Annotated in this window: 12 protein-coding genes; 6 read left to right on the top strand and 6 right to left on the bottom strand. The window is 70.4% G+C overall.

Annotated features, from left to right (window positions below):
* The first annotated feature begins 41 nt into the window (after positions 1 to 41).
* Positions 42 to 1,217 carry a PucR family transcriptional regulator gene (locus E1267_RS19370; RefSeq protein ID WP_132333985.1) on the top strand — a complete coding sequence of 392 codons (1,176 nt, stop codon included), beginning with the start codon at positions 42 to 44 and terminating at the stop codon, positions 1,215 to 1,217.
* Here the strand turns inward: E1267_RS19370 and E1267_RS19365 are convergent.
* Positions 1,182 to 2,363: a metal-dependent hydrolase family protein gene (locus E1267_RS19365; protein WP_132333984.1), complete on the bottom strand. Its 1,182-nt coding sequence runs from the start codon at positions 2,361 to 2,363 to the stop codon at positions 1,182 to 1,184. The two genes, E1267_RS19370 and E1267_RS19365, sit on opposite strands and share 36 nt — an antisense overlap.
* A 217-nt stretch (positions 2,364 to 2,580) precedes the next feature.
* Between E1267_RS19365 and E1267_RS19360 the strand changes: the two genes are divergently transcribed.
* From E1267_RS19360 to E1267_RS19345, 4 genes are read left to right on the top strand one after another with little or no spacing between them, the layout of a single operon-like run.
* Complete coding sequence (locus tag E1267_RS19360; protein ID WP_132333983.1) at positions 2,581 to 3,633, top strand: ABC transporter substrate-binding protein; 1,053 nt, start codon at positions 2,581 to 2,583, stop codon at positions 3,631 to 3,633.
* Entirely contained in the window at positions 3,630 to 4,406 is a 777-nt protein-coding gene (locus E1267_RS19355) for an ABC transporter ATP-binding protein (RefSeq protein ID WP_132333982.1), read from the top strand. Before E1267_RS19360 ends, E1267_RS19355 begins: the two co-directional genes overlap by 4 nt.
* On the top strand, positions 4,403 to 5,152 hold the full coding sequence (locus tag E1267_RS19350; RefSeq protein WP_132333981.1) for an ABC transporter permease: 750 nt from the start codon (positions 4,403 to 4,405) through the stop codon (positions 5,150 to 5,152). The genes E1267_RS19355 and E1267_RS19350 overlap by 4 nt, the downstream gene beginning before the upstream one ends.
* Positions 5,149 to 5,934 carry an ABC transporter permease gene (locus tag E1267_RS19345; protein ID WP_132333980.1) on the top strand — a complete coding sequence of 262 codons (786 nt, stop codon included), beginning with the start codon at positions 5,149 to 5,151 and terminating at the stop codon, positions 5,932 to 5,934. The genes E1267_RS19350 and E1267_RS19345 overlap by 4 nt, the downstream gene beginning before the upstream one ends.
* A 124-nt stretch (positions 5,935 to 6,058) precedes the next feature.
* Here the strand turns inward: E1267_RS19345 and E1267_RS19340 are convergent, their stop codons facing one another.
* From E1267_RS19340 to E1267_RS19320, 5 genes are all read right to left on the bottom strand, one after another.
* The gene (locus E1267_RS19340) at positions 6,059 to 6,811 is read right to left on the bottom strand and encodes a CAP domain-containing protein (RefSeq protein ID WP_132333979.1); all 753 of its coding nucleotides are present in this window, start codon (positions 6,809 to 6,811) and stop codon (positions 6,059 to 6,061) included.
* Positions 6,812 to 6,985: 174 nt separating this feature from the next.
* Entirely contained in the window at positions 6,986 to 8,530 is a 1,545-nt protein-coding gene (dacB, locus tag E1267_RS19335) for a D-alanyl-D-alanine carboxypeptidase/D-alanyl-D-alanine endopeptidase (protein WP_132333978.1), read from the bottom strand.
* Between the two features lie 112 nt (positions 8,531 to 8,642).
* On the bottom strand, positions 8,643 to 9,191 hold the full coding sequence (locus E1267_RS19330; protein ID WP_132333977.1) for an FHA domain-containing protein: 549 nt from the start codon (positions 9,189 to 9,191) through the stop codon (positions 8,643 to 8,645).
* A gap of 126 nt (positions 9,192 to 9,317) precedes the next feature.
* On the bottom strand, positions 9,318 to 10,679 hold the full coding sequence (locus E1267_RS19325; RefSeq protein WP_132333976.1) for an MFS transporter: 1,362 nt from the start codon (positions 10,677 to 10,679) through the stop codon (positions 9,318 to 9,320).
* A gap of 86 nt (positions 10,680 to 10,765) precedes the next feature.
* On the bottom strand, positions 10,766 to 11,620 hold the full coding sequence (locus tag E1267_RS19320) for a hypothetical protein (protein ID WP_132333975.1): 855 nt from the start codon (positions 11,618 to 11,620) through the stop codon (positions 10,766 to 10,768).
* A 244-nt stretch (positions 11,621 to 11,864) separates the two neighbouring features.
* Between E1267_RS19320 and E1267_RS19315 the strand changes: the two genes are divergently transcribed.
* On the top strand, positions 11,865 to 12,613 hold a 749-nt coding region (locus E1267_RS19315), incomplete at its 3' end, for a hydroxyacid dehydrogenase (protein WP_281283663.1).

Raw genomic sequence — 12,613 nt, 5'->3', positions numbered from 1 at the left:
CGTCCCGTCCATCCACGCGGCCTGGCATACCATCGGATTTCATGAGGCTGGCGGATCTGCTCGCACGCGACGACCTGCGGCTGACGCTGGTGGCAGGCGAGGAGGCACTCGATCGCGAGATCCGCCGCGCCTACCCGACCGACCTGCCCGATCCCCGCCGCTACCTGCAGTCCGGCGACCTCGTGCTGACCAGCGGGGTGTGGTATTCCGAGCCGTCCGACTGCGAGCGCTTCGCCGAGGCGCTGTGGGCGAGCGACGCGGCCGGCCTGGTCGTGGGCCTCATCGTGCTCGGCGAGCTGCCGCGGGAGCTGGTCAAGGCGTGCGAGCTGCGCCGGCTGCCGCTGCTGCTGGCGGCTCCCGACCAGTCGTTCGGCGCGGTCACCGAGGTGGTGACGGTCGAGGGGTTCGCCGCCGAGCAGCGCAGGGCCGAGCGGGTCAGGGCGCAGACGCTGCTCGACGTCCTCGGCCAGATCCCGCCCGGCGAGGTCTCGGCGCATCTGCGGCTGCTCGGCGCCGACCCTGGCCTGCCGACGGCGGCCATGGTGGTCACGCGGACCGGCGGTCCCGAGCACGACCTGCCGGAGTTGCTGCACGAGGGGCTGGCGAGGAGAGGACGGCACCTGATCGTCGGCGGCACGCCGCGCGAGGCGATCGTGCTGGTCAACGGCCGGGCCTCACGCAGGAGCCTGGCCGACGAGCTGCGCGACCTGGTCGCCGGCCGCGGGGGCGGTCCTCGGATGAGCCCCGGGACAAGCCCCGGAATAAGTATCGCGGCCGGGATCAGCGAGATGGTGCCCAGCGTGTCGCGGCTCGGCGAGGCGCTGGAGACGGCCAGGCGCGGCATGGAGTCCGCCAGGAGCGGCCCCGGCCCCGTGTCGATCATGTCGGTGGCCGACATCGACAGCTTCGAACTGCTGCTGGCCTCACTGCCGGTCGGAGTCCGTCGGTCGTTCCGCGACCGCCTGCTCGCGCCCGTCGAGGACTACGACGCGCGGCACGGCTCCGAGCTGTTGCGCACGCTCGACCTGTTTCTGGAGACCTGCGGGTCGTGGCAGCGCACGGCCGACGAGCTGTACGTGCACGTCAACACGCTGCGTTACCGGATGCAGCGGATCGAGGAACTGACCGGGCGGCGCATGTCGTCGATGCGCGACCGTACGGACCTCTATCTCGCGCTGCGGTCAGGGCAGCGCGCCCGCGACGACGGCGCCTCGTGACACGACGGCCACGATGTTGCCGGTGGCCAGGTCGTCGATGCGTTCCCACGGCCGGCCGCGCAGCACGATGAGGTCGGCGCCCAGCCCGGGTGCGATCCGGCCGACGGGCATGCCGATCGAGTCGGCGGCGTCGGAGGTGGCCGCGCGCAGCGCCGACGCCGCGTCCATGCCGAGGATCCTCGCCATGTGGCGGACCTCGGCGAGCTGGTCGCCGAACTGCACGTGGTGGCCGTTGGCGTCGGTGCCCAGCACGAACCGTACGCCGAGCGCGGCCGCCCGGGCGAGCAGCACGTCGCGGGCGGCGACCAGTTCGGCGGCCTTGGCCCTGGCCTCCGGCGTGACCGGGACCCGGCCTTCGGCGATGGCCTCGTTGATGAGCAGCGTCGGCGCCACGGGGGTGCGGCGGGCGGCCAGGACCTCGGCCAGGTCGGTGCTCATGAGCGTGCCGTGCTCGATCGAGTCGACGCCCTCCTCGACGGCGACCCGGATGCCCTCCTCCGAGTGGGCGTGGGAGGCGACCGGCATGCCGAGCGCGTGGGCCTCGTCGACGACGGCTCCGATCTCGTCGCGGGTGTAGTTGCGCCAGGCGTTCCTGTCGCCGATCGACAGCACGCCGCCGCTGGTGGTGAGCTTGATGCCGTCCATGCCGGCCCTGGCCCAGGTGCGTACGAGCTTGCGGCATTCGTCGGGCCCGTCGGCCGTGGGCTTGCGCAGCGGCGAGGCCGGCGGCACGAAAAGGTCGTTGTGCCCCGCGGTCATTCCCACGACGCCGTGCACCTGGACGCGCGGCCCCTGCAGCACCCCGGCGTCGAAGGCCCGGCGCAGCGCGACCTGGGCCTCGTCGCCGGCGAGGTCGCGCAGCGTCGTGACGCCGTGCCGCATGGCCCGCTGGGCGTGGGCCACGCCGTGCAGCACCTGTTCGTCGCGCGTGGTGACCAGCGGCCAGGTGGCGAAGTCGGGCGGGTCGCCGGGGCCGGCGTGACCGATCAGGTGCACGTGCGTGTCCACCAGGCCGGGGATGACGCACAGGTCGTCGTCGCGCGGCGCGGCCGGGCTCACGTCGATGATCCGGTCGGGCTCCCAGCTCAGGTCGACAGGGCCGCGAAGTTCGGTACCGTCCCAAAGGGGGATTCCGTCAAGTCTCATTTCACGCCCGACGCTACCGGAGCCCCTGGCTTGCTGGAGGGATCTACGGTCCTGACCCCGCACTCTCGTAGGGACCTACAGGGGCCGCCAGCGGTTTTCCCTCGATGCTGGGCAATGGCCGTCCACCGAACGAGAAGTCCGAAAATACCGTCACTTGATGGTAATAATCGGTAGATAACGTCCTGACCTGCACCTTCACGGCCGCTCAAGGAGAATCATGGCTACCTTCGACCGTCGCGCGTTCCTGCGGACGACAGGGCTGGCCGGTCTGGCGCTCGGTCTGGCCGCCTGCGGCGACAGCGGCTCGCCCGCCGGCTCCTCCTCCGGCGGCGGGCTGGGCGCGGTGAAGCTCCAGCTCTCCTGGAAGAAGAACGTCGAGTTCGCCGGCGAATACTTCGCCGACAGCAAGGGCTACTACAAGGCGGCCGGATTCTCCCAGGTGGAGCTGCTGTCGGGCGGCGGTTCCGGCACCTCGGTCGAGTCGGGACTGGCCACCGGGCGCTGCTGGGCGGGCCTGTCCGCGCCCACCATCACCGCCCCCGCCGTGCTGCAGGGCGCCCCACTGAAGATCGTCGGCGCGACCTTCCAGAAGAACCCGTTCGCCGTCATCTCCCTGAGCAAGAACCCGATCGAGAGCGCCAAGGACCTGCCCGGCAAGAAGATCGGCGTCCAGGACTCCAACGAGCTGGTCTGGAACGCACTGCTCAAGGCCAACGGCATCGACGAGGGCAGCGTGACGCGGGTGCCGTTCCAGTCCGACCCCTCGATGCTGACCTCCGGGCAGCTCGACGGCTACGTCGGCTTCGTCACCAGCGGCCCCGTACGCCTGAGGATGGAGGGCCACGACGCCACGCACCTGCTGCTCGCCGACGCCGGCCTGCCGCTGGTCGCCGAGACGTTCACGGTCACCCAGGAGACGATCGACAACGAGCGCGACAAGCTCAAGGCGTTCCTGACGGCCGAGATCAAGGGGTGGAAGGACGCCGTCGCCGACCCGGCCAGGTCGGCCGAGCTGGCCGCCACCGTCTACGGCAAGGACCAGAACCTCGACGTCAAGGAGCAGACCGAGGAGGCCAAGATGCAGAACGAGCTCGTCGTCACCCCCGACGTCAAGGCCAACGGGCTGTTCACGATGACACCGGAGCTGATCGAGCAGAACATCGCCTCGCTGGCCAAGGCCGGCCTGACCATCAGGGCCGAGCAGTTGTTCGACCTGAGCGTGCTCGACGAGATCTACAAGGCTGACCCGAGCCTGAAGAAGCCGGCATGAGCGAGCCCGTCGAGGGACACGGCACCGGCATCAGCGTCACCGGGCTGAGCAAGACGTTCGGCAAGGGCGTGACCGCCGTCGACGGCGTGGACCTGCGTACGCCGAAGGGCTCGTTCCTGTCGCTGCTCGGCCCGTCCGGCTGCGGCAAGTCGACGGTGCTGCGCATCCTCGCCGGCCTGGAGCAGCCCACCAGCGGCGAGATCCGGGTGAACGGCGAGACGCCCGCGGAACTGCGCAGGAGCCACCACCTCGGCATCGCCTTCCAGGACGCGGCCCTGCTGGCCTGGCGCAGTGTCGCGGCCAACATCCGGCTGCCGCTGGAGGTCGCCGGGATCAGGCCCGAGCCCGGTGTCATCGACGACCTGATCAAGCTGGTCGGCCTCGAAGGGTTCGAGAAGGCCAGGCCAGCCGAGTTGTCGGGCGGCATGCGCCAGCGCGTCTCCATCGCCCGCGCGCTCGTCGTCAAACCCAGCGTGCTGCTGCTCGACGAGCCGTTCGGCGCCCTGGACGACATGACCAGGCAGCGGCTCAACCTGGAACTGCTGCGCATCTGGACGGAGAAGCCCGCCACCACGCTGATGGTCACCCACGGCATCGGCGAGGCGATCTTCCTGTCGGACGTCGTCGCCGTCATGAGCCCGCGTCCCGGCCGCATCGTCGAGCTGGTGGAGATCGGCCTGCCGCGCCCGCGCACGCCAGGCATGATGCGTACGCCGGAGTTCCACGCCCTCCACGACCACCTCAGCGACCTGCTGTTCGGGCACGCCTCATGAGAAGGGCGCAGGGGCTGGCCGGTGTCCTCGCCCTCGTCGTGTTGTGGTGGCTGCTGGCCGTGACGGTGTTCGCCGGTGGCGGCGCGGTGCCCACGCCGTGGGCCGTGCTGGCCTCGATGGGCGACGACGGCTGGGCCTTCTACGGCCCCAACCTCACCGCCACCGTGTCCGCCGCCGCGCAGGGCTTCCTGTGGGGCAACGGGCCGGCCATCGGCGTGGCGCTGCTGGTGCTGCTCGTGCCCCGGCTCGAAGCCGTCGCCACCCAGCTCGCCGTGATCAGCTACTGCGTTCCGCTGCTCGCGATCGGCCCCATCGTGCTGGTCGTCTTCGGCGGCGAGGCCACCGTGGTGTTCCTCGCCGCCATCTCCGTCTTCTTCACCACGCTCATCGGCGCCCTGCTCGGGCTGCGCTCCGCCGACCGGGCAGGCCTCGACCTCGTCACCGTCTACGGCGGTGGCCGCCTGGCCAGGCTGCGGTACGTGCAGATCATCTCGGCCCTGCCCAGCACGTTCGCCGGACTGAAGATCTCCGCGCCCTCCGCGCTGCTCGGGGCGATCATCGGCGAATACCTCGGCAGCAACGACCAGGGGCTCGGCGTCTCCCTGATGATCTCCCAGCAGCAGTTCCAGGTGCCGCGCACCTGGGGGCTGGCGCTCGTCGCCGGGCTGGTCGCAGGTCTCGGGTACGCCGCCGTCGCGCTCGTCGCCCGCGTGGTCACCCCCTGGTCGAGAGGCGAGGCGCAGTGATCGGCCGTACCATCCTGCGGGTCGTCGGGCCCCTCGCGCCCTGTGTGGTCATCGTCGTGGCCGCGTGGTGGCTGGCGCTGGAGGCGTTCGGCATCAGCCCGCTCGTGGGCAAGCGCCCGCCCCAGGTGTGGGAATACCTGACCGCGTCGCAGGCGCACCGCGAGGCCGTGTTCGGCGCGCTGGGCATCACCGTCAGGGACGCCGCCATCGGGTTCGCCTCGGGAATGGTCGCCGCGGTGACCGTCGCGGTGACGTTCGTGTTGTTCAGGACCGTCGAGCAGACGTTCATGCCGGTCGCGATGTTGCTGCGCTCGGTGCCGCTCGTGGTGATGACGCCGCTGATCACGCTGATCTTCGGCAGGGACCTGCCGGGCGTCGCCGTCATCGGCGGCATCGTGGTGTTCTTCCCGGCGCTGGTGAACATCGTCTTCGGGTTGAGATCGGCCTCGCCGCAGGCCACCGACCTGGTTCTGGCCTACGGCGGCACCCGCATGACCGTCCTGCGCAAGGTGGCCGTGCCGACCGCGATGCCCTCGGTCTTCGCCGCGGCAAGGATCTCGGTGCCGGCCTCGATCATCGGCGCGCTCATCGCCGAATGGCTGGCCACCGGTGAGGGGATCGGCGCGGAGATCCTGCGGGCGATCGGCGGGTTTCGCTACGACGAGGTGTGGGCGGACATCGTGGTGGTCACGGCCGTGTCCATCCTCGCGTACGCGGTCGTCGGCGTCGTCGAGTCGCTGGTGCTGGCCCGCTTCTCCGACCGGCCCGGCGCCGGAGGGTGACACGGGCCCGGCCGCGGTCATTTGTGCGGGGGAGAGACGCGGCCGGGCCCGCCCGGAGGGGAGCGTGTGGGCGTGCGATGGCAACCGGCGGGTGAGGCCGGTGAAGCCCGACGCTCCCGTGGCTTCAGCGGGTGGCGAAGATCTGGGTCCAGGCCTGTCCCTTGGTGCTGTATCCGACGCCGATGTGGGTGAACGAGCAGTTGAGGATGTTCTTGCGGTGGCCTGGGCTCTTCAGCCAGTCCCTGAGCACGGTGGCGGCGGCCGGGTAGCCCATGGCGACGTTCTCGGCGATCAGGCTGTAGGGAAAGTTGACGGCCTTGATGCGCTCGCCGAACGTGCGCCCGCCTGAAGTGTGCTTGAGCCGCCCCTTGGCCCCCATGTCCGCCGAGTGGCGTTCGGCGGCCAGGTGCAGCCTGGGGTCGTGGGTGAGGGGCTTGCAGTCACCGCCGGCCCGCGCCTTGTTGGTCAGCTTGACCAGGGCCTCCTCGCCCGTCGATGCGAACTTGCCGCACGTCAGCCGGGCCGTGCCCGACTTGGCGGTGTGGCCCTTGGCGTCGAGCGCGACCACGTAGTAGGTGCGCGGGGTGGTGGTGCAGCGCACTCTCGCGGTGATCGAGCCGGTTTCGATGGTCTTGGAGCCGCTCTTGAGCACCCGGTCGGGGCCGGAGACGGCCATCGCGACGCGTACCCGGAGCAGGGCCCTGCCGGAGCAGCCCGACCTGGTGGCCGTGCCGCGGACGAAGCCGTTGGAGATCGTCGGCTTGGCCGCGGTCACCCGGCAGGCCTGCGCGCCGGTGGCCGCCTGCGCGGCCGGTGCGGGGAAGGTCAGCGTCGCCAGACTCCCTAGGCAGGCCCATGCCTTGAGCTGTCCGCGCATTCTCTCCTCCGGGTCGGCCGTGTGCCCACAAGGTCGAACCGCATTCTGGCGGTCAAAGGTCGGCTTTGTCCTGAAAAGACCGCTCCAAGTGGCCAAATCGTGATCCAGTGCGCGTAGCCGGGTAAACCGCGGCGGCCCCCTGCGCGTCAGGGAGCCGCCTTCGTCATACGGTGGTCAGCACTGCGCGGGCTTCAACCACGAGCACTCCAGGTCGCCCGCCGGTCCGGGGTCCGACGCGCGCAGCTCGACCGGCTCGCCGCTCGCCGAGGCGCGCGAGAACTGAGCGAGCCGTACGGCGATCTTGTCCTCGATGTCCTTCGGCGAGCCCGACAGGTACTGGTTGAGCATGATCGAGAAGATCAGCGGCTCGCCGTCGGCACTGGTGACGTAGCCGGACAACGCCGTCACCCCGGTCAGCGAGCCCGTCTTGGCGTGCACGTTGCCCGCGGCGGGGGTGCCGGCCATCCGGCTGCGCAGGGTGCCGCCGACGAAACGCTCGGACTCGCCCGCGATGGGCAGCGACTTGTACCAGGTGTCGAACCACGGCTTGCCGCGTACGGCAGACAGGAACTGCACGATCGAGCCGGGCGAGAAGCCGTCGCGGCGCGACAACCCCGAGCCGTCCCGCATGTTGATCACCTGTGCGCCGTTGGTCGTGGCGAAGTCGGTGGTGACCTTGAGCCCGGCCGCCCACGTGCCCTGGTCCGCGGCCTTGCGGCCCATGGCCTTGGTGAGGATCTCGGCGTGGATGTTGTTGCTCAACTTCATGAAAGGCACCAGCAGCTCGCCCAGCGTCATCGACTCGTGCGCGGCCAGCTCCTTGGCGCCCTTGGGGGCCGCGCCGGTCGTCGTACGGCCGAGCACCTTGACCCCGTGCCTCGCCAGCGACTCCCGGAACAACGACGAGGCGTAGGCGGTGGGGTCGTCCACGGCCACCCACTCCTGGTACGGGTCCGCGACCGTACCGGTGATCACGACGGTGCGGGTGCCGTGCTGCCGCTCGATGAGCACGTCGGTCTCGGAGCCGGCCGTCGCCCTGTTGACGATCTTCAGGTAGCCGGTGTCCGGTGTCGTGGTCACCTTCACCTTGCCGTTCTCCGCGGCCACCGCGACGATCACCGAGCCGGCGTCGTAGTCCTTGTCGGGGGAGGCGGTCAGGGCCGAGATCGGGGCCGCGTAGTAGGCGGTTTCGTCGTCCCACGCCCAGTCGTTGCCGAGCCGCTGAGCGTCGAACCAGCTGTCGTCGGCCACGAGCCTGCCGGTGACGACCTTGACGCCGGCGCGGGCCACCCTGGCGGCCAGCGCGTCGTAGTCCTCGGCCAGCATGGTCGGGTCGCCGGTGCCGCGCAGCACGAGGTCGCCGGTCAGCACCTTGCCCGCCTTGCGACCGGTGCTCAGCACGCTGGTGGTGAAGCGGTAGTCGAGCCCGAGCGTCTCGGCCGCCGCGGCCGAGGTGAACAGCTTGGTGTTGGACGCCGGGATCAGCAGCTTGCCGGCGTCGGTGGCGTACAGTTCCTCGCCGCTCTCGGCGCTCTTGACGACGACGCCCGCCCTGGCGATCGTGAGCCGTGAGTCGCTGAGGATCTGGTTGAGGTCCTGGGTCAGGTCGGCCACGCCTGCCGAGGGGTCGAGCGCGACTGCCGGGGTGGAGGGGCTGGACGCCCACGCGAGGGCCGCGACGAGCGTGCCCGCGACGAGGGATGCTGAGGTGCGCCGCATGGGGTCTCCAAATGACTGGGGGATCGCCTGCAGCATGGAGCAGCACCGTCAGCCTGTAATCCGCAAATCTCCGTATTTATCGGAGGCCGTATTTATCGGGAGGATGGAAAAGTCAGACGGACGGCTGGCTGGACGTGAGCAGGAAACCGCAGTCGCCGAAGGCGATCTCGTCGCCCGACCTGACCCGCGCGGGGCCGACCAGCCGCCACCCGTTGAGCCGGGTGCCGTTGAGTGAGCCGAGGTCGACCAGCATCCACCCGTCGCTCTCGCGCCGCAGCTCGGCGTGCACGCGGGAGACGGTCAGGTCCGACAGCACGAGGTCGCAGGCCGAGCCCCTGCCCACCACGTAACGCAGCCGTTCGTCGTCGGGCAGCGCCAGCCGGGGCAGCCGGGGCCGCCGCCACGCCGACTGCACCCTGGAGGTGAACTCCGACACCGCCGCCACCGCGTCGGTCAGCCGCTGGCGCAGCGTCGCCCGCCTGGGCAGGTCGGCCACCACTTCGTCGAGTTCGTCGCGGTTGCGCGCCCTGAGCACCTGGTCGACCCGGCCCACGAACGTGTCATGGGAGATGCGGCCCTCTACGGCGCGATCTCTGAGCTCGTCGATCGCACGGTCGCGTTCCCCATCCGAGGCACGAAAGGGCGGAAGCGTGGAGCTCATGTAGCGAGTATCTTCCTGAACCGCGCCTCGTGTCCAGAATACGCGGATCGCTGGCGATGACCGTACTTCGTGCGCATGCCGGTCAAGGCCGAGCCCGACACCGGCGTCGCCCCGCGGCCGGGTCGATCACGCGGGCACGTCCGGCCCCGGCGCGCCGGGTGGCGTGAGGCGGTATCTCAGCGTCACCACCACCGACGCCAGGATGATCAGCGCGGGGACCGTGGTCTGCCCGACGAGCACCGCGGTCACCGCGCTGACCGGCTGCTCGACCGGCCTGCTCGGCTCGGATTCGATGAAGCCGCCGAGCGACAGGATGACGCCGAAGACGAGCGCGCCGAACGAGCTGACCCCGCTCTCGATGGCCGTCCACAACCCGGTCAGCACACCCGCCCTGCGCTTGCCGGTCCTCGCCGCGTCCACCGCGATCACGTCCGCCAGCATCGAGAACAGCAGCAGTTGCACGCCCGCGATGCCCACGCCGACGAGAAGGATCATCACGTGCGCGTACAGGGAACCGAAGACGGGGGTGGCCATGGCCGCCGCGGTGCCGCCTCCGAACATCAGCGCGGCCAGCACCATCGCGCCGCGCTTGTCGTACCGCTTGGACAGCCGCACCCACAGCGGCATCGTCAGCAGCATCGGGCCGACCAGCGCCGCGAACAACGTCTGCGTCGCGTCCGGCGTGCCGATGGTGTAGGTGGCGAAGTACGGCGCCGCGGCCAGCATCATGCTGACGGCCAGCATCTGGGTGCAGGCCAGCGCCGTGATCCACAGGAACGGCGCGTTGCCCTTGACCGCGGCGAACTGCTCGCGCCATCCGCCCCCGTCGGGCTCGGGGGCGCCGGTCATCGGGGCGCGGGCGGTGCCGAAGAACGAGCCCAGCATCGAGACCAGCAGGATGGCCGCGATCGTGACGCCCATCAGCCGGTAGCTGCCGAGTGTGCCGTCGTCGCCCTGGCTGGTGACGATGGCGGGAGCCAGCACGCCGCTGATGGCGGTGCCCGCGCCGATGAAGACCATCCGCCACTGGAGCAGCGAGGTGCGCTCGTGGTAGTCGTGCGTCATCTCGCCCGGCATCGCCTTGTACGGCACCTCGAACAGCGCGTACGCCGTCGCGGTGGCCAGGAAGCACACTCCGACGTACAGCGCGGCGGGGACACCGGTCAGCGGCGGCCCGGCGAAGACGAGGAAGAACGCGGCGGGCAGCGTGGACGCGCCGGCGAGCATCCAGGGCCTGCGCGGGCCGAGCCGTGACCTGGTCCGGTCGGACCAGCGCCCGACCAGCGGGTTGATCACGAGGTCCCAGACCTTGGGCGCGGTCACGACCACCCCGGCCAGCCACGCGGGCACGGCGAGGAAGTTCGTCATGTAGTAGAGCAGGAGCAATCCGGGAACGGCGCCCACCGTGGCGGTGCAGAACGATCCCACCCCGTAGCCGACGCGCACGCTCCGGGGGACCGTGGAGGCGCTCGTCTCCGGTGCGATCATGCCCTCATTGAAGCCGAACAGAGCGTTGTTCGGTAGGGCCCGGTTCCGGCGTGGTGTGACGGGCCCGCGCGGGCCCGTCTCACGTGTCAGTCGCGGACGTCGGCGCACACAACGTGTGCCCCGATCTCGATCATCCGGCGTTCGCTGCGCGTGTCGGCCACCCTGGCCATGAGGATCGGCGCGCCGGACGCCGCGAACTGCGGCAGCCGGGCCCGCACCAGGCGGTGCAGGTCGCGTACGACGTCTTCCGCGGCGGACATGTGCACCTTCACGTGCAACATGATGCCCGGGACGCCGGACGCGGTGCGCGCCTCTGAGATCCAGACGTGGTGCACGAGAGGGAAGTCCATCAGCAGCTGCGCGATGGCCTGCCGCAGGGCGGGCAGGATCGGATGCGTGCACCGCCGGTAGCCGGGGTCCACCTGCTGCATGGGCCCCGACAGATGCGGCCTGGGCGCGGGCACCCACGGGAACGAGGGCGCCTGGGTGGAGGGGGGCGCGACCTGGGCCAGCGCGGCACCGCGCGAGACCGTGGCCATGGCGCCCGTCGCGTAGGCGGCGGGCGCCGCCCCCGACAGCACGGGCGTCGGTCCGCTCCGCGTCGAGGTGAGGAAGCGCTGGAGATCGTCGATGGGCACGGCCGCGGCGGCTGGTCCGGCCGCGTCGATGACGATCTCCCGCACGCCGGTGACGCGCTGGATGTCCAGGATGGTGTCGGCGTCACACGCCGACAGGGAATGGCTGCCGCGGTGCCTGGCATAGGTGGCAGGGCCGGTGTAGCCGAGCAGGACCCGGTCACCGGCTTGGGTCGTCCCCAGGACGACCGAGCGATCTGTTCGCACCGCCACCAGGATTCCACCGTCGGCGAGAGCGCCCAGCAGGCGATGGGGGGTGCCATGCTGGGCGAGCACGTCGGCAAGCGCAGGATTCCCGATGCTCATATGACGAACCATAGGTAGTCGGCCACGGCTTATCAGGCTAATGGCGAAGAAATCTCCCGAGCAAGACAAAGACGGCCGCGATATGGATGAGTTTGGTGTTCTGTGGGTACGGCCGCCCTTGTCTCACATCCTGGGGGCTCTCGTGAACGCGTTCACAAGCGACCGTTAGACTCTGTGGGACCGTCGGGGGGCCGGACGTGTGACGAGTCCCCCGAAGCCCGCCCGTCCCGGAGGATCCACACCCGTGAACAAGCCCGTCGTTCTGGTCGCAGAGGAGCTGTCCGAGGCCGGCCTCGCCGTACTCGGCGCTGATTTCGAGGTCCGCCACACCGACGGCGCCGACCGTTCCAAGCTGCTGCCCGCACTCGCCGGCGTGGACGCGCTGATCGTCCGCTCCGCCACGCAGGTCGACGCCGAGGCCATCGCCGCGGCCCCCAAGCTGCGCGTGGTCGCGCGCGCCGGCGTCGGCCTCGACAACGTCGACGTCGAGGCCGCCACCAAGGCCGGTGTCATGGTCGTCAACGCGCCGACCTCCAACATCACCAGCGCCGCCGAGCAGACCCTCGCGCTCATCCTGGCCAGCGCGCGCAACACGGCCCAGGCGCACGCCGCGCTGAAGAACGGCGAGTGGAAGCGGTCGAAGTACACCGGTGTCGAGCTCGACGAGAAGGTCGTCGGCATCCTCGGCCTCGGCAAGATCGGCCAGCTCGTGGCCCAGCGCCTGCAGCCGTTCGGCGTCGAGCTGATCGCCTACGACCCCTACCTGCCGCCGGCCCGTGCCGCGCAGATGGGCGTCAAGCTGCTGCCCCTCGACGACGTGCTCAAGCAGGCCGACTTCATCACCGTGCACCTGCCGAAGTCGAAGGAGACGATCGGGCTCATCGGCGACGACGAGCTGCACAAGGTCAAGCCCAACGTGCGCATCGTCAACGTCGCCCGCGGCGGCATCGTCGACGAGGCCGCCCTCTACTCGGCCATCAAGGAGGGGCGGGT

This window comes from Nonomuraea longispora, assembly GCF_004348345.1.
GTDB lineage: Bacteria > Actinomycetota > Actinomycetes > Streptosporangiales > Streptosporangiaceae > Nonomuraea > Nonomuraea longispora.
This window is presented reverse-complemented; position numbering and strand designations above follow the sequence as displayed.